Raw genomic sequence first — 22103 nt, forward strand, 5'->3', positions numbered from 1 at the left:
CAATATTCATGCAAAGTGTTAGTGGCATGGTTAAAAAGCGATACGGAAATTAAGAATTAGGTAAAATATGTTAAATGATTTTATACCAATTGCAATAATTAACACGGTGTGTTTATCCAGTCTCTATACATAATTGATTTTACTAAATCTACATTATGAGCAAATTGATTCCAAGCGTAACAAGCCATAGTGACGATATCTTCATATACACCATAACATTGGTTAGACAAGAAATGATTTTTGATCCATTCCCAAACTTGTTCCATTGCATTAAGTTCCGGTGCATAGGGCGGAAGCGGTATCAAAGTGATATTGCTTGGCACAGTTAGTTTTTTGGCTGTGTGCCAACCTGCATTATCCGTTAGTAAAGCTATATGTCGGTTGCCTTGAATACTGCGAGAAAGCTCTTCTAAGAATTTATTCATTGCCTGTGTGTTTGCATATGGTAAAATTAATGCAAAAGCTTCTCCTGTATCATGGCAAGCAGCTCCATAAATATATGTTGAAATGAATTGCTGTTGCCGAACTTTACGGGGTCTAGTGCCACGCTTAGCCCATATACGAGTTAAGCTACCTTGTTGCCCAACTCGAGTTTCATCCTGAGACCATATATCAACTTTACATCTATCGATATTTTTTGGTAATAATTTTGTTAACATGTCTGGGAAGTTTTTTTATATGTATTTTGAGTCTCTTGATTTGACTTTGGATGCATTGAACGAGAAGTAATCCAGCTAAAACCAAGGCGGTGCATAGTATTGTAGACTGTTTTTAAAGCGCATTTAGCACCATATTCCTCAAGTAACATGATATGTAGCTCCTTTCCAGTTATATACCCACCAGTTTTACTTTCACTGAGCGTATTGATTTTATCAAAAAGAGCAGACTCTTGTATAGTGTTAATCTTCCTAGGGGCACCGCTTCTTTGTGATTCAAATAATCCTTCAAAACCATGATTCCTAAATCTTCTGAGCCATGATTGCACAGTTTTCCAGTGTGACTTCACTATTTCAGATATGGCTTTTAAAGATTTGCCTAATTGAAGGTGATACATCGCCAATAAACGTATACGATTTCGACCATGCGGCTCATGTTTCATCATTTTTATAAAATCATGACCATGAAAACCTTGTGGTAATATTAACCTAGCCATTTGAGTACCTTTATCAGTTAAAAACCCATTTTACACCACTGCGTTAATTATTGCAATTGGTATTATTGGTGGTGGTCAAGTTTTTCTACATAAGCTACGGATGTTACTTCAGGTTCTACGTAGCTCTTTCACGAGTTCATTGTTAGTGAGTGTTGCAATAGTCTGCGTTATCTCATACAAACCAGTACAACTATTAGATTTAAAGGCGGCTATGACTTATCAGAAAGCACTATTAGCTGATAGTTTTGATGATGCTGGCAGCTTTATTAGAAACGCGATTAACCCCAATGCTAAGGACTATTATACTAAAATAGATGCTTATGACAAAAAAGGTTTATATGCCAAAGATATTGATCCACGCAAAATTCTTAAATCACGATTCTATAGAGCATCTTACCTTTCAGTATGGGAGTTTGTTAAAATACAATTAGCTCTTACTGTGCTAGTCATGTTTGGCATCTTTGTTTTAATCTATCTGCTATGGTCAAGATTTGGCAAAGATATAAAAGTAGAAAAGCAGAAAGATGGTAGCAATAAAGTATTGACTAGCAAAGAAGTTAGAAAGTGCTTGCGTAAAATTGGTAAAGCCAGCGATCTAACTATTGGTGATATGCCTCTAGTGAAAGATATGGAAACTAGGCATGTGTTAATTACTGGTGCAACAGGTGCTGGTAAAACTAATCTCATGAATAATTTACTGATTCAGGTAGAAGCAAAAGAGCAACCGGCTATTATTATTGATCAAACTGGGGAGATGATTGCCAAGTACTACAATCCACACCGCGGAGATATTATCTTTAATCCTTTCGATCAACGAGGCAAAGCTTGGGATTTTTGGAAAGATTGTGAATCTCGTGAGGATTTAGAGCGATTTTCCAAGATATTAATCGGTTTTAACAGAAAGCAATCCAACAGTCACTCTGATCCTTTTTGGGAAACAGCTGCCGAAACTGTCCTCAATAGCTGCGTTGAGTTTTTGAGAGGAAAAAATGCCTCCGTACAAGATGTAGCAAATATGGCATGTCATGCAGATATAGAATATCTAAAAATCGTACTAGGAGGCACTGAAGCCGCTAGATATCTTACAAGTGACTCCAAGCAAACGGCTGGCTCTATTGTAGCAGTACTGGCAGCAAATAGCAAACCACTTATGTACCTACAGCCTGCCGATGATAATGGAGCATTTTCAATTAAACAATACTTTGCTAATCTTCAGACAGGAAACAAAGCATGGTTATTTCTAGCAACCAAACCCAGCAGTCGTGCATTAACCTTACCACTAATATCTTGTTTAACTGAACTTGCATTAACGCAGCTTATGGAAATAGGCATAGATAGTAAACGCAGAGTATGGATTGTTATCGATGAGCTGCCAGCCCTTGGTAAACTTCCTGCTTTATCACCTATGATGGCAGAAGGTAGAAAATATGGAGCTTGCGTCCTAGCTGGTATGCAATCTCTAAATCAACTTTACTCCCAATATGGTCATTATGATGGATCTGCAATCTTCGGGCAGTTTGGCACATCCTTCTTCTTTAGAAATCTTGAGCCAGCAATTGCTAAAATGATTAGTTCTATGTGTGGTAGCCAAACTTTAATGCGTCAGCAGAAGAATACTAGCTTCGGTGCTCATGAATTTAGAGATGGAGTCAGTTATAACGAACAGTATCATAAACAAGATATTATTGCTGTAGAAGATTTAGCTAACTTAAGCGTTGGTGAGTGTTATACACTATTACCCGAACCTAGAGTTAGATTATCTAAAATACGTCAGTTCGGGATAAGATATAGATGAAATAGTAATAGATAAAAGGATTGTCAAAAAGGAGTGCCTGCAGTATTTATATTTTTAAACAAAAAAACAAACTACAGGCATGAAAAAAGATATCACAGAATTATATAGTTTTATAGATGATTTTTGTAAAATTTATTTGGAGTATGAACAGAGAAAGTTATTACCATCAAATAAGCAAAGAAATCGCTGTTGTAGCATGAGTCTAAGTGAAATGTTAACAATAATAATTATGTTTCATACATCCTATGCTAAGAATTTTAAATTTTTCTATAAAAGTTATATAGAGTGCATGCATAAGGATGATTTTCCCAAAGCCTTGAGTTATAATAGATTTGTTGAATTAATGGCACGATTATTCATACCGCTAAATATGTTGATTCATTTGTTGTTTGGTGAGGAAACAGGTATTTATTTTATTGACTCTACAACGATTAAAGCTTGTCACAATAAAAGGCGTTATAGCAATAAAGTTTTTAAAGGATTAGCCAAACATAGTAAATCCTCTATGGGGTATTTTTATGGTTTTAAATTACATGTAATAATCAATAATAAAGGGGAGTTTATGGCATTAAAAGTGACCAAAGGCAATGTAGATGATAGGGTTCCAGTACCGGAGTTAACAAAAAGATTAACTGGAATTATAGCAGCTGATAAAGGTTATATTAAGCAAAATTTGTTCTTAAATTTATATGAAAGAGGCTTAAAAATGATTCATGGAATTAAGAAGAATATGGAAAATAAATTAATGGATTTGAAAGAAAAAATCTTACTTCGAAAGCGTAACTTAATTGAAACAGTTTTTGATTATCTAAAAAATAAAATGAACCTTGAACATACTAGACATAGATCACCAATAAATGCCTTTGTCCATATATTATCTACTCTTGTTGCTTACTCATTAAAGAAAAATAAACCTTCAACAAAATTTGATTTTAATCTACATGTTCACAATATCCTTATCCCGAATTGACGTATCTTGCATAGGCAAAAGGCGTATAATTCGCAGGACTCTTCTTTGCTTTGCTACTCTGCTCTTGTAGCCAATTTAAATATTTAAAGGCATTGATCTCGTTCTCACTACAAGTCTTTACTATACTATACAGACCACTATGTATCTCAGCACTATTGATTGTTTTAAAGAATAATGAATTCTTCCTTTGTAAAATAATGGTACGCAGTGATCTCTCAGCCCAATTATTATCAAGATTGCTAACTGGCATTTTGAGTCAAACCTTCTTTATTATTTATCCAATATTTCATAGCTTGTCCAAGCCTACTATTAGGCTCAACTTTCTTGTCGTTAAATAATTCGTCTATTTTGTTATATATGTTTTCTCATAGCAATTATCTTTTATCTAAATTTTCAAAAAAATATTTATCTAAATAATAAAACAACGTTTTTGTTGAATAAGTTTATGGCAAACTTCAAGTAGCTTACGCATACAAGCAACTATCGCAACTTTCTTAGGTTTAAAATTATTAACAAGCCTATTGTATAAAGTTTTTAAATATTGAAAACCATTTTTGCCAGTTAATACCGCCATGTATAAAGCATCCCGTGGTATTTTTCTGCCTCCCCTAATAAATCTTCGTCCTTGCTTATTACCACTATCACGGGCGTACGGAGCTATCCCCACAATTGCTGACAATTCATTACTACTATAATTTTTATCCCCTAATTCAGGTACAAAACTAATTAGTTTTGTAGCCAAACATTTACCAATACCAGGTACAGTCTCTAATATTTTTACCTTCTCTTTTAACTCTTCTGACTCATCTATTGTTTTGTTTAACTTCTTATCAAGCTCAGCTATTTCATTTTGTAAGAATTTAATGTGTTTTTCTATACTATCTTTATCAATACCATCAATACTATGATGTAGTCTTTTCTTTTCATTGCTAAGCATTAATACTAAATCTTCTCGTCTTTGCTTATATCTCTTCAAATTCTCTGATTCAACTTGATATATATAATTCGCTGAAAGCTGCATCTTATCACCATAATATGCTAATTTAAATGCATCCTTCCTATCAGTTTTACACAAATTTACCGATTTACTAAAAGAATTAAAACTATATGTATTGACCTTATGTATTTGTTGCTTATTATTATACAGCTTTTGACAAATCTCAGCTTCGTATCCTCCAGTGGGTTCACATATTATTAGCTTAATCTCTTGCTCTTTTGCTAATTTAATCACCTCTTCATGACCAGCTGCATCATTGGCAAAACGATGATATTTAGGTTTATCGCTTGTATTATATACACATATATCAAGCCATTGTTTACTTACATCTAGACCTATTATTTTACTCATGATATAATCTCCTTCGTCTTATTGTGCAAGGCTGCTACTTCCAACACCTTCTGCAATTTGTTCAAAGCAAACTTTGTAAGAGGGTACTTATTCTATGCTCGATTATCTCAATCAAGTACCCCTCAAATCACCCTCTTACCATTACTTATATCATAATTTAAAGATATAAGTACCCTACAATTTTTGTAAAGATGGTATTAGGATAGAAAAAAGTTTTTGTTTGGGAGGTATTAATAATGTGGATATTAGCTGCGTTATGGCTGTTGTAGATTGATAAAAAGCATTTTTGATATGATCAAAGCCATAGGTAAATAATGAAAACAATTGTCTTTCAATGGTTTTGTACCGTTTTATTCGGATGGGATTTAAGGCATTTTGTATTATTCCATTTTTGACTATTAAAGCTGAAGCAATAGCAGTTATCACTAATAATTTTTCAAATCTATCCAATTTTACAATGTGACTTTTTTCAATATCAAAACCACCGCTTTTTAGGTGCAAAAATAGTCGTTCAACACTCCAACGAAATTTATATAAAGCAAAAATATCTTGCTCTATTTCAATTGAAGACACCAGAACCATCAGCTCGCTCTTATCATTTCTATATGCGGTAAAATTAACCTTTCTATTCCATAATATACCACTACAAGCCCTATACTCTAAGGCTTTAACATCACTAAATATTCTTTCAATGGTTAAAGTTCTTAAACCTTTTGTAAGACGAATTTTATGATCCATTTTTAATGGAATAACAAACTTTAGATGGTTATTTATCAGAAAGTCTAACCATTCTTTATTCATAAATTCTCTATCAGCAAGCAAATATTTTATTCTTTCAACGCCAAAATTATTAATAAATTTCTGTAAAAATTCCTTCATAAATTCTGCAGAACACCCGCCACCATGCGACAAAGTCTTCCAGAATATTGGCACCGATATTTTACCAATTACCATTACTAAAACTCAATAACTAACCAGCTGAAGCTGGTAGGTTGAAGTTGCGACTAGAAGTCACGGATTTACTCTAAAGAGATATTCATTACATTATTAGGCTGATGTGCATCTGAATGATTGTTAATGTAGTTATTGATTATATCATCAGTGACATTACCACTGGTTGAGCTAAAGAAGCCCCTAGCCCAAAAGTGGCGTCCCCAGTAAGTTTTTCTAATTTCAGGAAATTCTTGCTGAATTTTATATGATGAACGTCCTTTAGCTGCTTTAACAAACTGACTAATGGATATATGAGGTGGAATTTCAGCCATAATATGGACATGATCGGCAGATAATATTCCATTGATGATTTTGATACCAAGATATTCTGCTACCTGAGCAATAATTTCTCTAATTCTAATCCTGAGGTTACCTGTGAGTACTTTGTATCGATACTTAGTAATCCAAACGATATGGAAGCGGTGGTAAAATACGGTGTGGCTAGACTTACTATAATCAGTCATATATATTATTCTCTATTCAGAGAATAATATATATGATAACATTAGTAAATTGAAATATTTTAGAACAAGGACTGAAGTCTTTTCCGGCTGAAGCCGGAGGTTTTAACCAAATTTTGGGACAATAAAATATTAATATCGGATTTACCAAATTTCCAACTTGTCCTATCCATTGCTACGACATAATTTTTTGAAGCAAAAAAGCTTAATAGCAAATAGCCAACCTTCATATAATCAAAATTAAAATCTTTTAAAAAACGATAAATTCTATGAGTTTTTGACGTCGCTTTAGCATCACCTAAAATACCAAGTGCTAAACCTTTTTGATAAATTGAGCTGCCCGTCAGCAAACTAATTACCATACCAACCAAACATTTTAATCTTGATTTATTTCCGTCTATATATAAAATCAATTCTTGAAGTATTATATTATGCATTTTGTTATAAAAATACCTACCTTATACTACTTCACACCACTCTAAATCAACCATTCTTCTTCATCTTCTCAAAATTGTAGGGTACTATACTTTTTTACTTTCGATTGGTAAATTAATCCTGTACAATTTGTCATGGCAAAACCCTCTATGTAATCTTCTTTTAACACTGATATTATATAGTATTACAAGGGTTTTAAGGTGGTCCCCTTTGTCTAGACAAAAATTTAGATAAATAGAGATATAATTCACAAAAATTAAATTGTTGTTTTTATACAATATTTTTTTCAAAATATACACATTCTGGAGTTTTATAATCCAAAGCTTGATGCATCCTTTGTCTATTATAAAAGTCCATATATTCGTTAATTGCTGTCTTTGCCTCCTTTACTGTTGTTAAAATAATCCGATAAATTTTTTCCTGTTTTAATGATCGCCAAAAACGTTCAATAAAAATATTATCTAAGGCTCGTCCCTTACCATCCATACTAATCAAGATATTATGTAGCTTTAGCATACTAATAAAATTCTCCGAGGTAAATTGTACTCCTTGATCAGTATTAAATATTTTTGGCATACCATATTTTTCTATAGCGTCTTCAAGGGCTGTTACACAAAATTCACTTTCCAAACTAATGGAGATTCGCCAACTTAGAATATAACGACTATACCAGTCAATAATAGCTACTAAATATACGAACCCTTGGCTCAGTCTTATATACGTTATATCTGCACTCCAAACCTGGTTTGGCAATACTATTTCTAATCCTTTTAGTAAATAAGGATATATTTTATGCACTTGATTCCTCTTGCTTAAATTTATTTTAGGATAAACAGCTTCAAGACCCATTATCTTGTAGTAACGTCTAACAGCTTTACGACCTACCGAAAAACCTTGGGCTTGTAAATATTTAGCCATCCGCCGCATACCATAATATGGATGCATAGTATAGGTCTCATCAATTATTGCCATAATCTTGATATCTTGTTCACTAATACCAGTAGGTTGATAGTAATAGGTTGACCTGCTAATATCCAATAACTTACACTGTTGTACAATTGTTAACTTATTATGATTAGGCTCTATCATATTACACCTAACCTTTAATTCCAAACAATGCAGATTTTTTTTTGAGCCAGTCACACTCAACGCTTAACTGACCAATTTGCTCATATAGATTCTTGATTAACCCCTGCTGATTTGGATCAGCACTCTGTGTTTTATTCTTAAAACCTTGTACTAACAACTCAAGACCTTGTTTTTTCCAGTTACTGATCTGTGTTGCATGAACACCATACTTACTGGTTATCTGGGCTATTGTTAGCTCTCCCTTAATTGCTTCTATGACAATTTTGGCTTTCTCCTCAGCACTATATTGCCTTACTTGTTTTTTCATCTCTAGCTCTCCTTGTTTGCTAAAGAATTCTATCTCATTTTTCTTATTTTTCTGTCCAAAATATTGGGACCATTATAGGTGAGCATTTTGTTTGGTGCTTACGTCAAACTCAGGCTAGGAGCGATGGAGCGACGCCTATAAGTAATAGGCGAGCATTGAGCGACAACGTCACCAACTTCTCATCAATTGACTATAGCTTATGTGCTTAGAAACTTGGACACTCTTATGCTTATCGTATTTGAATCTAATTCAATATCAGTCATATAGTCTGGCGTAAAATTGCTTGCAAATTCACTTAAGGTTTGTTCGAGAATGAATTTACTATGTTGCTGGACTATTAGCATAAAATCTGGCTTACCAATAATTTCTAGAAAAATTCTGTCATTTATAGCAAAATTGGCATCTTTTCTCGTTTGCTGAATAAAGCGTATTAAATCTCTTGCTATACCTTCTTCGTATAATTCCCGTGTTATTTCCAAATCTAGCAATATTAGCCCCTGATTATTAGCTAAAGATTTTGTACCTTTAGCATTTTTAGGTTGCAAGGCTAGAGAGAATTCATCATTATTCAGCTTCTCTCCGGCTATTATTAGATGCTCAGGAGTAAGTTGCCACTGATTCTTTTTAGAAGCTACTATGATATCTTTGACTTTATGAGGTAGACGCTTACCTAAATTAGGGAAGTTAATCGATAATTTATGATCGGCATAATTTTCTACATCATCTTTATAAATTACCTTTTTAACATTGATTTCATCTTTAATCAATTCTTCAAATTTTATTAATAGCTCATTATTGCTGCTAATGATTGTTAAGCTGCTCAATGGTTGTCTAGTCCGAATATTCTCGCTACTTCTAATGAATAAAGCATTACTACAAATATCTAATATTTGATCCATGGTGCTAACCAAATCATCATCCACTTCTATCTTATCTAGTGTAGGAAAATCTGTCAAATGAACACTATACTTCCCACAAAACTCTACTTCTGCTGGTAATTTGTACGTCAATGCGGTACTCGAATCCTCACATACATTAGAGTACGCTGCGGTTCTGCGTTCCTCATTTCCTTCAAATTCCTCAGCATAAGTGACTTTTGCAGGAAGTCTACTCTCACCTTTCGGTTCTATCCCGGTGAGTCCCAAATAAATCTCCTCAGAAATTAATGGCAATAAACTAGATTGAGCGGACGACATTATTTTAATACAACTATATAAGGTATTATAAGCATTTTTCTTATCTTGATCTTTCTCACTTTTCCAAAAACGATTTCTACTTCTTCTAATATACCAATTATTTAATACTTCAAAAAAATTGGCAATGTTACTATAGGCTATTTGACTGTCAAAATTATCTAACCCATGCTGAATTTTTTGTACTGATATTTTTAGTTTTGATAAAATATAACGATCTAGCACATTTTGAGAATTAAAGTCTAGTTCAGCTTTGATTTGGTCAGCATTAGCATACATAGTAAAGAAATGGTAGGCATTCCAAATAGGCTTAATAAATAAACGTAAGCTCTCAAAAACCATTTTTCCGTCTTTATCGATCAATAATTCCTGACCTTTAACTATATTTGCAGAGAGCATAGTAACTCTTAGAGCATCAGAACCATATTTATCAAATAATTCTAATGGATCAGCATAATTATTAAGACGCTTTGATAATTTTTGTCCGGTACTATCTAATATAACTCCATGGCAAATACAATTTAAAAAAGGTGGTTGGTCAAATAAAGCAGTTGACAACACCATTAAAGTATAGAACCAACCACGTGTTTGTGCTGAATATTCCACTATAAAATCAGCAGGAAAATGCTTTTCAAACCAATCTTTATTTTCAAATGGATAATGTACTTGTCCATAAGGCATAGAGCCGCTTTCAAACCAACAATCAAATACATCTTCTATTCGACGCATCATTGATTTGCCGGTTGGATCGTCTGGATTTTTTCTAGTTAGCTGATCAATAAAAGGTCGATGCAAATCAACGATTGTTACCCCAAAATCTTTCTCTAGCTCTTCTATTGAGCCATACACATCAATTCTAGGATAAGCCGGATCATCCGACTTCCAGACTGGGAGAGGCGTCCCCCAAAATCTATTACGGCTAATTGACCAATCTCTAGCATTTTCTAACCATTTTCCAAATAGATTATCCCTAATATGCAAGGGTATCCAGTTAATTTGCTGATTTAATTCAACCATTCTGTCTTTAAATTCGGTAACTTTCACATACCAAGAAGGAACTGCTTTGTATATAAGAGGGGTGTCAGTACGCCAACAATGCGGATAATTATGAATATATTGCTCAGTTTTAAACCAATTTCCCTGATTTTTTAGCTTAATAATAATTTGATCATTAGCATCAAATATTTGCAAACCGACAAAATCATAAATTTCTTTGGTAAATTTCCCAGCATTATCTACAGGACAAACGAGTTCTATTCCTTGCGATTGACAAAGAATTTGATCCTCCTCACCAAAACCGGGAGCCATATGTACGATGCCGGTACCGTCTCCTTCGACGACAAAATCTCCAGAAAGTACTTTGAAACTACCTGGATGATTGGAAAAATAATCGAATAATGGTTGGTAAGTAAGATTCATGTTTAATAAGCACTTACCTTCAATTATATCATAATTTGTGTCAGCACTAAGCCCTAATTCTTTGTGATATTTTTCTAAAGCAAATTTTGCCAAAATATAACAAACCTGACCATTTGGCACTAAAGCATATTCAATATTTGCTCCAATGGCTAATGCCAAATTAGCCGGCAAAGTCCATGGCGTCGTAGTCCATGCCAGCATTCTATACTCATTATACTGCCCAAAACCTGGCAATTTCTCATTAAGTACAAAACTTACCGTAACCGCCTTATCAGTTCTCTCTCTATATGAGTTGTCTAGCCTAGTTTCAAAATTGGATAAAGGCGTTTCACATGCCCAAGAATAAGGCATTACCCTCATTGATTCATAAAGAAGCCCTTTATTATATAACTCTTTAAAAGCCCACAAAACAGATTCCATAAAGGCTTTATCCATAGTTTTATAGGAATTGTCAAAATCCACCCATCTTGCTTGCCTATTAACATATTTCTGCCACTGATCAGCATATTTCATCACCGATGATTGACAATGCTCGTTAAATTTATCAATACCAAAATTGATAATGGCAGTTCTACCAGAAATACCCAACTCCTTTTCTGCTTGCATCTCGGCAGGTAGTCCATGACAATCCCAACCAAAGCGTCGCTCAACTCTTTTGCCTCTACTGGTTTGATAACGTGCATAAACATCCTTGATGAACCCAGTTAGCAAATGTCCATAATGTGGGAGTCCATTGGCAAAAGGGGGACCATCATAAAATATAAATTCGTTATTTTTATCATTTTTTACTGATGGTCTAGCATCTATAGTTTTTTGAAAAATATTATGCTTTTGCCAATAAGCTAAAATCTTTCTCTCAATTGTTGGAAAATCAACATTAGATTGAATATCTGGATAGTATTTTTTAGTCATTATAGTCTCGATTACAGAAAGTATATTATAAAAATAGTCGAATAATTGGTATATCGACAGGGTTTGGTAGCTTTAACATATTCTTACATTTAGAGGATATAGTTATGATATTGGATAAAGATTTAGTAATATATTTATCAGTATCTATATTATCTTCTGACTCATCTTGAATGTAATAGAGTATTGAAGTTATATAAACACTGAGTAACAGACCTCTCTTAGTATAATAATTATAATCTATAGACTTATCACCTGCATAACGCCAAATTAAGTCACAAGTACGAAAGGCTGTTTTTGTTGCAAATATGCTGTTTGATGGTACGGCAAAATAACTACGATTCCTCAAATGTACAAGTTTAGCTATACCATCTTTTATTCTGATTTTTAAGGCTAAATCAATTTTAGCCCTTATTTTAATCGGGGTCTCCTGCTGAGATAATAACTCCAGCATTTTCTGGTCTTGCCAGCTTTCAAAAAAATCAACTATTTCCCTTATCCCCTCAGGAAAAATTATATGGCAATATCCTTTAACAAAACCACATTCTGTTTCCGTATCTGCTAATAATTTATCATTCCACTCGTTAAAAATTAGCAGTTTTGCTAAAGTCTGTACAAATTGTACTTTTAAACTATGATATTTCTCTTCAATAGTCATAAATGCATCTTTTAATATTGACATATATCTTGACATATTCATTTAGTATATAGATAATGTTCCTATCATTCAACATTAGACTTCTTATATAAACTAATCTAGTTGGTGATTTTGTTGTCGAAACTCGGCTTCGTTTCTTCTAAAAATCCCTCAACTATCTTTAGTTTATATAAGAAGTCTAGTCTAATTTGCACTAAAAGGGGGTAATTAAAAGTGATACTAGTAAATGTTCATGCTGGGAATGGTGAGCAAGCAATTAAAAATTTGAAAAGAAAAATGCAAAGAGAGCTTGTTTTTCGTTCAATGAAAATGTCTCGTTTCTATGAACCTCCTTCAGTAAAACGTGTCCGTAAGGATCAAGAAACAGAAAGAAGGAAGAGAAAAGTTGCTCGTAAGCAAATGATGGAAGGTTAAGCGAGCTTAATGTTCTTGGATTGCTTCGTTGGCTACGCCTCCTCGCAATGACTGTTTTTATCTCTTAACGTCATGTCATTGCGAGACCACATAGTGGTCGTGGCAATCCATATTTGTTAGATTGCTTCTTTGATTCACGCCTTCTTGCAATGACCTTTTAACAACATCTCTTCAATTTATGTCCATAATAGTTCAAAAATTTGGCGGAACTTCTGTTGCTAACATTGCAAGAATAAAAGAAATCATTCCCATTATTAAGCTTGAAAAGCAGCATGGTAATCAAGTAATAATTGTAGTTTCAGCTATGGCTGGTGTTACCAATCAGCTAGTTACTTTATGCAACGAGGTTTCTAGTCTTAAAACTAGTTCACAACTGGCAGAATATGATGCTGCCCTTTGTAGTGGAGAGATGGTAACAGCCTCCTTACTTGCCCTTGAGCTACAACAACAAGGCATAGATGCAAGGTCTGTGCTAGCATGGCAATTACCAATCTTAACCAATGATAATTATAGCAAAGCTTTGGTTGAGCAAATCTCTACTAGTTTATTAACAGAATGTATTAAACAAGATATCATCCCGGTAGTTGCTGGATTTCAGGGTATCAGTAATAATAATAGGTTGGTAACGCTTGGTCGAGGAGGATCAGATACTACCGCCTCGTTAATTGCAGCTGCTATGCAAGCTGATAGATGTGATATATACACTGATGTAGAAGGGGTTTTTACTGCTGATCCACGAATTGTTCCTGGAGCAAAGAAATTATCACAGATTAGTTTTGAGGAGATGCTGGAATTTGCATCTTGTGGAGCGAAAGTGTTGCATCCACGCTCCTTAGAAGCGGCTATTAGATATAACGTACCCATACGCGTTTTATCGTCGTTCTCACTACCATTATACCATGAAGATAGTGGTACACTAATAACATCTAGAGAAAAAATTATGGAAAATAAAAAAATTACCGGCATTACTTCCAATAAAAATTTATTAAAATTAGTAGTAAATTCCGCTCAATTAAATTTTTCTAAGATATGCAACCTAATCACTAACCATAATATTCACATAGAATTAATGGAAAATATCGAGGAATATCGACAATATAGCTTTATTATCCAATTATCCGATAAAAATAAATTACAGCATTTGCTAGATGATCTAAAAAATGCTAATCAGATAAATAATTTTATTATCGATAGCCAAATTTCTATAGTATCGATTATTGCTCACGGCATTAAAAATGACCATAATTTTCTTGATATAGTATTAACTGAACTGGAAAAACAAAATATATCAGTGAAAATGATACAAATTTCAGAAATTAAAATTTCTCTGCTAATAAAAGACCTTGATACTGAAAAAACTATACGTTGCTTGCATCAACTATTTGAATTAGATAAATAGTTTTAGGTAGATTTTTGTCATTGCAAGACCATATAGTGGTGGATGACGTCACCAACTTCTAATCAATTGACTATACCTATTGAAGTTTCTTAATAGAATCTAAAGTAGTCTCTAAAATCATACTTGCTGCAATTGAGTCATCTTTTTGGTTACGTTCTCGTCTTTTGACTCCTAACGATTTTAATAAGTTATTGGCAGCAAGGGAAGTAAGCCTTTCATCTTGTAGATATATAGGAAGATTTGTTGCAGAACTTAATGTTGCACTGAATTTTAATACAATTATAGTTTGCTCACTAGAGTTACCATTCATACTAATAGGCAAACCTATGACTATACCACAAATGGAATAAGTTGCGACTAAATCTAATATTGACTTAATCTTTTTTTCTTCTATCGTTTCATAAATAGTTTTTAGTGGCATAGCAATAGTCTGTTCTTGATTTGAAATAGCGATGCCTGTTTTCCGTATTCCATAATCTATGGCAATAATTGGTCTATTAGCTTGTAGAAGCTGAAAAAATTCTTGCAATACTGCTATTATCATGATACCTAAATTACAATTTATACAAAGTACGTGTTTATTATGTCAGAACTAATTCAAAAACACCTAGATAGTAAATTAATAAAACTATCTTTAGTTTTTGCCCTTATTTATTCCATATTTTTTAATTCAGTAGTTTCTTGTTACAAATTCAGCTACTACAAGGTAACTTTTTTGAAAGCGGTGTTGGAGTTGAGTAAAGACTTTTTATATATTTACTTTACTTGCTTTATAATTTTTTTTGGTTTAACTATTCATCGGCTTGTTTTTATAATTGGAGCGATATTTTTATTTATAACAGGGGCAATTGCTAGTTATTACCTATATTTCTTTAAAATTTCTCCTACAAAAGAAATGATGGGTAGTTTTTTCTCCACTGACTTGAATGAACTATACGAAATAATCAGCATTAGGCTGATTGTATGGTTAATTTTTAGTTTGTTTAGCTGTATTTATACAATGAAACACTTCTCTATTTTAGATAGTAAACTATTTGTCACAAAATTACTATCAGCAATTTGTCTTTTAATTTCTGTTAATAATATTATTGCCCCGAAATTCAAGTTGCTAAATAGTTATTTTCCTATTCAATATCTACATAATACATATCTATACTTATCCAATAGTAACAACAAAAGCAGCATGCGTGAGAATATAAGAGAAAAATTTTCTTTTATCGATCAATCTGATCAAAATATTGTAGCTGTAGTTGTTATAGGAGAATCGGCACGATTTGATCATTTTGGTATTAATGGTTATTTCAGGAACACTACACCATATTTAAGCACTGTTGAAAATCTTTTTTCATTTAAAGCACAATCTTCATCTAATCATACATGTATCTCAGTTCCATCTCTTATGTCCCGCCATCCTGCTAAGGATATAGACAAAATTACAGGAGATACAAGTTTTTTATCAATTTTTACCATGCTTGACTTTAATACTAATTGGATTGGTACTCAAAGTTTGGTGCAATATTTTAAAAGTAAAGACCCATATACAATTTATGATCAGGCTAAGTTTAGTATGCTCCCTGGTGGTTCGGTTCTATTAACAAGGCTGGATCATGATGAGAAAATGTTACCTTATATTAAAAATATTGTAGATTCTTCTGCTACTAAAGATGTTCTAATTGTTCATACAAGTGGTAGTCATTGGAAATATTCTGCTAGATATCCTAAAGAATTCGAAAAATTTACTCCTAAATGTAATTCTACTACTATGGTAGATCAAAGCACTTGTGATCCTATACAGTTAGTTAATGATTACGATAATACTATTTTATATACTGATTTTTTTTTATATAGCGTGATAGATTTATTAAAAAATAGCAACGCTATTTTAATGTATGTTTCTGATCACGCTGAATCTTTAGGCGAGCATGGTTATTATGGTCACGGTGGTCCGATGATTCCAGAACAAACTACTGTGCCTTTATTAGTTTGGGTATCGGATGAATTTAAAAAAAAACATCCTGACTTAGTAAGTTCTATAGCCAGTCATTTAGATACTGAGATTAGTCATGACTATGTATTTCATTCGATTCTTGATTGTGTTGGTATCCGTTCGGCAGTGATTGAAAAGAATTTAAGCCTATGTAGTAGGAAGTCAAATGGCTAAGATTTATCTAATTGCTGGCGAAATATCAGGAGATTTTATAGGGAGTCGTTTGATGCAAAGCCTAAAAAATCTCTACAAATTGGAGGAAATGCAATTAGAGTTCGTTGGTATTGGCGGCGATAAGATGCAAGAAGCGGGATTGCACCATAGCCTTTTCCCGATTAGTCAAATAAATCTTATGGGTTTCGTCGAAATTATACCACATATTTTTAGGCTCACTAAGTTAATTCAACAAATTATTGACGATATTATTCAACATAATCCAGATTTATTAATTACCATAGACTCACCAGGGTTTACTTATAGGGTGGTAAAGAAGGTTCGAGAAATTAGACCTAACTTAAAGATCATGCATATTGTTGCCCCATCGGTCTGGGCATATAAACCTTCTCGAGCTATGAAATACGCTAAAATTTACGATTATTTGTTAGCTTTGCTACCATTTGAGCCGCCATATTTCCAAAAAGTTGGGCTAGATTGTCGGTATATTGGTCATCCAATATTAGAACAGTATTTTTATGATGATCAAGATAAACGACAATTAAAGCAAGAATTACAAATACCTATTCATTCAAAATTATTATGCATCACTTGTGGTAGCCGCAAAAGTGAAATAATAAGGCATGCCCCTATCTTTATAGAAGCAATTAATTTATTAGCAAGGCAGTTCCCTAATATTCAAGTGATATTTGTCCTGGCCGATCCTAGTCATCAGTCTTTAATTAAAGCATTTTTATCAGATGCAGCATTCAATTACCAGTTCTCAAGTGATCGGCTTAAGATTTTTGCTGCCTCTGATCTTGCTTTAGCAAAATCTGGTACTAATACTTTAGAAATTGCTGCTTGTAATACGCCAATGGTTGTTGCATATAAATTAAATATCGTAAGTTTTTTTCTAATAAAATTATTAATAAAAATACCTTACATTTCTTTGATTAATATTGTTGCTAATAAGGAGATTTTACCAGAATTAATTCAATTTAACTGTACTAAATCAAATATAGCAGCAAGGCTTACATCATTATTAGTTGATGAAAAAAAAGCAGATGAACAACTAAGAGAAAGCCAAAAAATCTTAAGGGAATTAGGCTTTCAAGGATCTATAGTCAATTCAGGAGAATTGAGCAAGAACGAAGGAGCAACGCCTATAAGTATAGTCAATTCAGGAGAATTTGGTGCTAGGAACTATGGAGCGACACCTATAAGTAATAGGCGAGCATTGAGCGACGACGTTACCAATTTCTCATCAATTGACTCTAATAGTTCTTCAAATGTGGCAGCCCATATTATCAAGTCAGAGTGTTTAACTCGATAATAGACCTCTTGCATAACCTAATCTAATTGGTAATTTTGTTGTCAAAACTCGTCTCCGTTCCTATAGTACCCTACAATTTTGAGAAGATGAAGAAGAATGGTTGATTTAGAGTGGTGTGAAGTAGTATAAGGTAGGTATTTTTATAACAAAATGCATAATATAATACTTCAAGAATTGATTTTATATATAGACGGAAATAAATCAAGATTAAAATGTTTGGTTGGTATGGTAATTAGTTTGCTGACGGGCAGCTCAATTTATCAAAAGGTTTAGCACTTGGTATTTTAGGTGATGCTAAAGCGACGTCAAAAACTCATAGAATTTATCGTTTTTTAAAAAATTTTAATTTTGATTATATGAAGGTTGGCTATTTGCTATTAAGCTTTTTTGCTTCAAAAAATTATGTCGTAGCAATGGATAGGACAAGTTGGAAATTTGGTAAATCCGATATTAATATTTTATTTTTAGTAATGGTAATTGGTAAAATATCGGTGCCAATATTCTGGAAGACTTTGTCGCATGGTGGCGGGTGTTCTGCAGAATTTATGAAGGAATTTTTACAGAAATTTATTAATAATTTTGGCGTTGAAAGAATAAAATATTTGCTTGCTGATAGAGAATTTATGAATAAAGAATGGTTAGACTTTCTGATAAATAACCATCTAAAGTTTGTTATTCCATTAAAAATGGATCATAAAATTCGTCTTACAAAAGGTTTAAGAACTTTAACCATTGAAAGAATATTTAGTGATGTTAAAGCCTTAGAGTATAGGGCTTGTAGTGGTATATTATGGAATAGAAAGGTTAATTTTACCGCATATAGAAATGATAAGAGCGAGCTGATGGTTCTGGTGTCTTCAATTGAAATAGAGCAAGATATTTTTGCTTTATATAAATTTCGTTGGAGTGTTGAACGACTATTTTTGCACCTAAAAAGCGGTGGTTTTGATATTGAAAAAAGTCACATTGTAAAATTGGATAGATTTGAAAAATTATTAGTGATAACTGCTATTGCTTCAGCTTTAATAGTCAAAAATGGAATAATACAAAATGCCTTAAATCCCATCCGAATAAAACGGTACAAAACCATTGAAAGACAATTGTTTTCATTATTTACCTATGGCTTTGATCATATCAAAAATGCTTTTTATCAATCTACAACAGCCATAACGCAGCTAATATCCACATTATTAATACCTCCCAAACAAAAACTTTTTTCTATCCTAATACCATCTTTACAAAAATTGTAGGGTACTATGCTCCGTTCCTCACGTACATCTCAGTACGCTGCGGTACTCGACTTCGTTTTTCCTAAAAATTCCTCAATTATCTTTAGGTTATGCAAGAGGTCTAATCAAGTTTTTTGTAGAGCTTATAAATAGTAGGTTGTTCGAAGGAAATTTGAATATATCCGAGTCACAACATCTATTTTTAAACGCAAAATTTGTCATATATGGACGAGTGAATTTGCATAGCAATTATCTTTTATCTAAATAATAAAACAACGTTTTTGTTGAATAAGTTTATGGCAAACTTCAAGTAGCTTACGCATACAAGCAACTATCGCAACTTTCTTAGGTTTAAAATTATTAACAAGCCTATTGTATAAAGTTTTTAAATATTGAAAACCATTTTTGCCAGTTAATACCGCCATGTATAAAGCATCCCGTGGTATTTTTCTGCCTCCCCTAATAAATCTTCGTCCTTGCTTATTACCACTATCACGGGCGTACGGAGCTATCCCCACAATTGCTGACAATTCATTACTACTATAATTTTTATCCCCTAATTCAGGTACAAAACTAATTAGTTTTGTAGCCAAACATTTACCAATACCAGGTACAGTCTCTAATATTTTTACCTTCTCTTTTAACTCTTCTGACTCATCTATTGTTTTGTTTAACTTCTTATCAAGCTCAGCTATTTCATTTTGTAAGAATTTAATGTGTTTTTCTATACTATCTTTATCAATACCATCAATACTATGATGTAGTCTTTTCTTTTCATTGCTAAGCATTAATACTAAATCTTCTCGTCTTTGCTTATATCTCTTCAAATTCTCTGATTCAACTTGATATATATAATTCGCTGAAAGCTGCATCTTATCACCATAATATGCTAATTTAAATGCATCCTTCCTATCAGTTTTACACAAATTTACCGATTTACTAAAAGAATTAAAACTATATGTATTGACCTTATGTATTTGTTGCTTATTATTATACAGCTTTTGACAAATCTCAGCTTCGTATCCTCCAGTGGGTTCACATATTATTAGCTTAATCTCTTGCTCTTTTGCTAATTTAATCACCTCTTCATGACCAGCTGCATCATTGGCAAAACGATGATATTTAGGTTTATCGCTTGTATTATATACACATATATCAAGCCATTGTTTACTTACATCTAGACCTATTATTTTACTCATGATATAATCTCCTTCGTCTTATTGTGCAAGGCTGCTACTTCCAACACCTTCTGCAATTTGTTCAAAGCAAACTTTGTAAGAGGGTACTTATTCTATGCTCGATTATCTCAATCAAGTACCCCTCAAATCACCCTCTTACCATTACTTATATCATAATTTAAAGATATAAGTACCCTACAATTTTTGTAAAGATGGTATTAGGATAGAAAAAAGTTTTTGTTTGGGAGGTATTAATAATGTGGATATTAGCTGCGTTATGGCTGTTGTAGATTGATAAAAAGCATTTTTGATATGATCAAAGCCATAGGTAAATAATGAAAACAATTGTCTTTCAATGGTTTTGTACCGTTTTATTCGGATGGGATTTAAGGCATTTTGTATTATTCCATTTTTGACTATTAAAGCTGAAGCAATAGCAGTTATCACTAATAATTTTTCAAATCTATCCAATTTTACAATGTACGTCAATTCGGGATAAGGATATTGTGAACATGTAGATTAAAATCAAATTTTGTTGAAGGTTTATTTTTCTTTAATGAGTAAGCAACAAGAGTAGATAATATATGGACAAAGGCATTTATTGGTGATCTATGTCTAGTATGTTCAAGGTTCATTTTATTTTTTAGATAATCAAAAACTGTTTCAATTAAGTTACGCTTTCGAAGTAAGATTTTTTCTTTCAAATCCATTAATTTATTTTCCATATTCTTCTTAATTCCATGAATCATTTTTAAGCCTCTTTCATATAAATTTAAGAACAAATTTTGCTTAATATAACCTTTATCAGCTGCTATAATTCCAGTTAATCTTTTTGTTAACTCCGGTACTGGAACCCTATCATCTACATTGCCTTTGGTCACTTTTAATGCCATAAACTCCCCTTTATTATTGATTATTACATGTAATTTAAAACCATAAAAATACCCCATAGAGGATTTACTATGTTTGGCTAATCCTTTAAAAACTTTATTGCTATAACGCCTTTTATTGTGACAAGCTTTAATCGTTGTAGAGTCAATAAAATAAATACCTGTTTCCTCACCAAACAACAAATGAATCAACATATTTAGCGGTATGAATAATCGTGCCATTAATTCAACAAATCTATTATAATTCAAGGCTTTGGGAAAATCATCCTTATGCATGCACTCTATATAACTTTTATAGAAAAATTTAAAATTCTTAGCATAGGATGTATGAAACATAATTATTATTGTTAACATTTCACTTAGACTCATGCTACAACAGCGATTTCTTTGCTTATTTGATGGTAATAACTTTCTCTGTTCATACTCCAAATAAATTTTACAAAAATCATCTATAAAACTATATAATTCTGTGATATCTTTTTTCATGCCTGTAGTTTGTTTTTTTGTTTAAAAATATAAATACTGCAGGCACTCCTTTTTGACAATCCTTTTATCTATTACTATTTCATCTATATCTTATCCCGAACTGACGTAATGTGACTTTTTTCAATATCAAAACCACCGCTTTTTAGGTGCAAAAATAGTCGTTCAACACTCCAACGAAATTTATATAAAGCAAAAATATCTTGCTCTATTTCAATTGAAGACACCAGAACCATCAGCTCGCTCTTATCATTTCTATATGCGGTAAAATTAACCTTTCTATTCCATAATACCAATTGCAATA

24 protein-coding genes are annotated in these 22103 nt (G+C 32.7%); 8 read left to right on the plus strand and 16 right to left on the minus strand.

Annotation, left to right across the window (positions count from 1 at the left end; genetic code table 11):
- Positions 1-98: 98 nt before the first annotated feature.
- Both NBW66_RS04070 and NBW66_RS04075 read right to left on the minus strand, forming a co-directional pair.
- Entirely contained in the window at positions 99-659 is a 561-nt protein-coding gene (locus NBW66_RS04070) for an IS630 family transposase (protein ID WP_250310543.1), read from the minus strand.
- Positions 653-1153: a helix-turn-helix domain-containing protein gene (locus NBW66_RS04075; protein ID WP_250310542.1), complete on the minus strand. Its 501-nt coding sequence runs from the start codon at positions 1151-1153 to the stop codon at positions 653-655. The genes NBW66_RS04070 and NBW66_RS04075 overlap by 7 nt, the downstream gene beginning before the upstream one ends.
- A gap of 145 nt (positions 1154-1298) precedes the next feature.
- On the opposite strand from NBW66_RS04075, the gene NBW66_RS04080 reads away from it, so the two are divergent.
- Both NBW66_RS04080 and NBW66_RS04085 read left to right on the plus strand, forming a co-directional pair.
- A complete protein-coding gene (locus NBW66_RS04080) occupies positions 1299-2948 on the plus strand; it encodes a type IV secretion system DNA-binding domain-containing protein (protein WP_250311811.1) in 1650 nt (549 codons plus the stop codon).
- A gap of 79 nt (positions 2949-3027) precedes the next feature.
- Positions 3028-3918, plus strand: coding sequence for an IS982 family transposase (locus tag NBW66_RS04085; protein ID WP_250310582.1), 891 nt, complete (start codon positions 3028-3030; stop codon positions 3916-3918).
- Here the strand turns inward: NBW66_RS04085 and NBW66_RS04090 are convergent.
- The 9 genes from NBW66_RS04090 to NBW66_RS04130 form a co-directional block, all read right to left on the minus strand.
- Entirely contained in the window at positions 3905-4168 is a 264-nt protein-coding gene (locus NBW66_RS04090; protein ID WP_250311812.1) for an IS66 family transposase, read from the minus strand. The two genes, NBW66_RS04085 and NBW66_RS04090, sit on opposite strands and share 14 nt — an antisense overlap.
- Before the next feature lie 159 nt (positions 4169-4327).
- Positions 4328-5266 (minus strand): IS110 family RNA-guided transposase, encoded by a 939-nt coding sequence (locus NBW66_RS04095; protein ID WP_250310767.1) that lies wholly within the window; start codon positions 5264-5266, stop codon positions 4328-4330.
- Between the two features lie 174 nt (positions 5267-5440).
- Entirely contained in the window at positions 5441-6220 is a 780-nt protein-coding gene (locus NBW66_RS04100) for a transposase (RefSeq protein ID WP_250311232.1), read from the minus strand.
- 65 nt (positions 6221-6285) lie between these two features.
- Positions 6286-6723, minus strand: a complete 438-nt coding sequence (tnpA, locus tag NBW66_RS04105) for an IS200/IS605 family transposase (protein ID WP_250310592.1) — start codon at positions 6721-6723, stop codon at positions 6286-6288.
- 59 nt (positions 6724-6782) lie between these two features.
- Positions 6783-7157, minus strand: a complete 375-nt coding sequence (locus tag NBW66_RS04110; protein WP_250311384.1) for a hypothetical protein — start codon at positions 7155-7157, stop codon at positions 6783-6785.
- A 268-nt stretch (positions 7158-7425) separates the two neighbouring features.
- Entirely contained in the window at positions 7426-8244 is an 819-nt protein-coding gene (locus NBW66_RS04115) for an IS3 family transposase (RefSeq protein WP_250310686.1), read from the minus strand.
- Between the two features lie 7 nt (positions 8245-8251).
- Entirely contained in the window at positions 8252-8551 is a 300-nt protein-coding gene (locus NBW66_RS04120) for a transposase (protein ID WP_094649795.1), read from the minus strand.
- Between the two features lie 197 nt (positions 8552-8748).
- The gene (gene ileS, locus NBW66_RS04125) at positions 8749-12078 is read right to left on the minus strand and encodes an isoleucine--tRNA ligase (RefSeq protein ID WP_250312259.1); all 3330 of its coding nucleotides are present in this window, start codon (positions 12076-12078) and stop codon (positions 8749-8751) included.
- Positions 12079-12100: 22 nt separating this feature from the next.
- Positions 12101-12730 (minus strand): COQ9 family protein, encoded by a 630-nt coding sequence (locus NBW66_RS04130; RefSeq protein WP_250311813.1) that lies wholly within the window; start codon positions 12728-12730, stop codon positions 12101-12103.
- Between the two features lie 213 nt (positions 12731-12943).
- On the opposite strand from NBW66_RS04130, the gene rpsU reads away from it, so the two are divergent.
- Entirely contained in the window at positions 12944-13144 is a 201-nt protein-coding gene (gene rpsU / locus NBW66_RS04135) for a 30S ribosomal protein S21 (RefSeq protein ID WP_094649364.1), read from the plus strand.
- Positions 13145-13322: 178 nt separating this feature from the next.
- A complete protein-coding gene (locus tag NBW66_RS04140; RefSeq protein WP_250311814.1) occupies positions 13323-14543 on the plus strand; it encodes an aspartate kinase in 1221 nt (406 codons plus the stop codon).
- A gap of 76 nt (positions 14544-14619) precedes the next feature.
- Here NBW66_RS04140 and ruvX read toward each other — a convergent pair whose 3' ends face one another.
- The gene (gene ruvX, locus NBW66_RS04145; protein WP_094649362.1) at positions 14620-15087 is read right to left on the minus strand and encodes a Holliday junction resolvase RuvX; all 468 of its coding nucleotides are present in this window, start codon (positions 15085-15087) and stop codon (positions 14620-14622) included.
- 39 nt (positions 15088-15126) lie between these two features.
- Between ruvX and NBW66_RS04150 the strand changes: the two genes are divergently transcribed.
- The 4 genes from NBW66_RS04150 to NBW66_RS04160 all read left to right on the plus strand — a co-directional run bounded on the left by NBW66_RS04150 (position 15127) and on the right by NBW66_RS04160 (position 19269).
- Positions 15127-16704: a phosphoethanolamine transferase gene (locus tag NBW66_RS04150; protein WP_250311815.1), complete on the plus strand. Its 1578-nt coding sequence runs from the start codon at positions 15127-15129 to the stop codon at positions 16702-16704.
- Positions 16697-18019 carry a lipid-A-disaccharide synthase gene (lpxB, locus tag NBW66_RS04155; protein ID WP_250311816.1) on the plus strand — a complete coding sequence of 441 codons (1323 nt, stop codon included), beginning with the start codon at positions 16697-16699 and terminating at the stop codon, positions 18017-18019. Before NBW66_RS04150 ends, lpxB begins: the two co-directional genes overlap by 8 nt.
- 150 nt (positions 18020-18169) lie before the next feature.
- On the plus strand, positions 18170-18292 hold the full coding sequence (locus NBW66_RS14430) for a hypothetical protein (protein WP_284346704.1): 123 nt from the start codon (positions 18170-18172) through the stop codon (positions 18290-18292).
- Between the two features lie 47 nt (positions 18293-18339).
- Positions 18340-19269 carry a transposase gene (locus NBW66_RS04160; protein WP_250312225.1) on the plus strand — a complete coding sequence of 310 codons (930 nt, stop codon included), beginning with the start codon at positions 18340-18342 and terminating at the stop codon, positions 19267-19269.
- Positions 19270-19508: 239 nt separating this feature from the next.
- On the opposite strand, the gene NBW66_RS04165 is transcribed toward NBW66_RS04160, so the two are convergent.
- From NBW66_RS04165 to NBW66_RS04180, 4 genes are all read right to left on the minus strand, one after another.
- Positions 19509-20447 (minus strand): IS110 family RNA-guided transposase, encoded by a 939-nt coding sequence (locus NBW66_RS04165; RefSeq protein WP_250310767.1) that lies wholly within the window; start codon positions 20445-20447, stop codon positions 19509-19511.
- Positions 20448-20621: 174 nt separating this feature from the next.
- On the minus strand, positions 20622-20897 hold the full coding sequence (locus tag NBW66_RS04170) for a hypothetical protein (RefSeq protein WP_250311301.1): 276 nt from the start codon (positions 20895-20897) through the stop codon (positions 20622-20624).
- A gap of 14 nt (positions 20898-20911) precedes the next feature.
- Positions 20912-21802 (minus strand): IS982 family transposase, encoded by an 891-nt coding sequence (locus NBW66_RS04175; RefSeq protein ID WP_250311337.1) that lies wholly within the window; start codon positions 21800-21802, stop codon positions 20912-20914.
- A gap of 83 nt (positions 21803-21885) precedes the next feature.
- The gene (locus NBW66_RS04180; protein ID WP_250311817.1) at positions 21886-22101 is read right to left on the minus strand and encodes a hypothetical protein; all 216 of its coding nucleotides are present in this window, start codon (positions 22099-22101) and stop codon (positions 21886-21888) included.
- Between the last annotated feature and the right edge of the window lie 2 nt (positions 22102-22103).

Source organism: Rickettsia endosymbiont of Oedothorax gibbosus (assembly GCF_936269705.1).
GTDB lineage: Bacteria > Pseudomonadota > Alphaproteobacteria > Rickettsiales > Rickettsiaceae > Tisiphia.

Coding starts and splice junctions, on each gene's coding strand:
- NBW66_RS14430 (WP_284346704.1), top strand. CDS start 18,170: ATGCATAATATAATACTTCAAGAATTGATTTTATATATAGACGGAAAT.
- NBW66_RS04140 (WP_250311814.1), top strand. CDS start 13,323: ATGTCCATAATAGTTCAAAAATTTGGCGGAACTTCTGTTGCTAACATT.
- NBW66_RS04175 (WP_250311337.1), bottom strand. CDS start 21,802: ATGAAAAAAGATATCACAGAATTATATAGTTTTATAGATGATTTTTGT.
- NBW66_RS04100 (WP_250311232.1), bottom strand. CDS start 6,220: ATGGTAATTGGTAAAATATCGGTGCCAATATTCTGGAAGACTTTGTCG.
- NBW66_RS04110 (WP_250311384.1), bottom strand. CDS start 7,157: ATGCATAATATAATACTTCAAGAATTGATTTTATATATAGACGGAAAT.
- NBW66_RS04130 (WP_250311813.1), bottom strand. CDS start 12,730: ATGACTATTGAAGAGAAATATCATAGTTTAAAAGTACAATTTGTACAG.
- NBW66_RS04150 (WP_250311815.1), top strand. CDS start 15,127: ATGTCAGAACTAATTCAAAAACACCTAGATAGTAAATTAATAAAACTA.
- NBW66_RS04085 (WP_250310582.1), top strand. CDS start 3,028: ATGAAAAAAGATATCACAGAATTATATAGTTTTATAGATGATTTTTGT.
- NBW66_RS04070 (WP_250310543.1), bottom strand. CDS start 659: ATGTTAACAAAATTATTACCAAAAAATATCGATAGATGTAAAGTTGAT.
- NBW66_RS04075 (WP_250310542.1), bottom strand. CDS start 1,153: ATGGCTAGGTTAATATTACCACAAGGTTTTCATGGTCATGATTTTATA.
- NBW66_RS04115 (WP_250310686.1), bottom strand. CDS start 8,244: ATGATAGAGCCTAATCATAATAAGTTAACAATTGTACAACAGTGTAAG.
- NBW66_RS04165 (WP_250310767.1), bottom strand. CDS start 20,447: ATGAGTAAAATAATAGGTCTAGATGTAAGTAAACAATGGCTTGATATA.
- lpxB (WP_250311816.1), top strand. CDS start 16,697: ATGGCTAAGATTTATCTAATTGCTGGCGAAATATCAGGAGATTTTATA.
- NBW66_RS04120 (WP_094649795.1), bottom strand. CDS start 8,551: ATGAAAAAACAAGTAAGGCAATATAGTGCTGAGGAGAAAGCCAAAATT.
- tnpA (WP_250310592.1), bottom strand. CDS start 6,723: ATGACTGATTATAGTAAGTCTAGCCACACCGTATTTTACCACCGCTTC.
- NBW66_RS04095 (WP_250310767.1), bottom strand. CDS start 5,266: ATGAGTAAAATAATAGGTCTAGATGTAAGTAAACAATGGCTTGATATA.
- NBW66_RS04090 (WP_250311812.1), bottom strand. CDS start 4,168: ATGCCAGTTAGCAATCTTGATAATAATTGGGCTGAGAGATCACTGCGT.
- ruvX (WP_094649362.1), bottom strand. CDS start 15,087: ATGATAATAGCAGTATTGCAAGAATTTTTTCAGCTTCTACAAGCTAAT.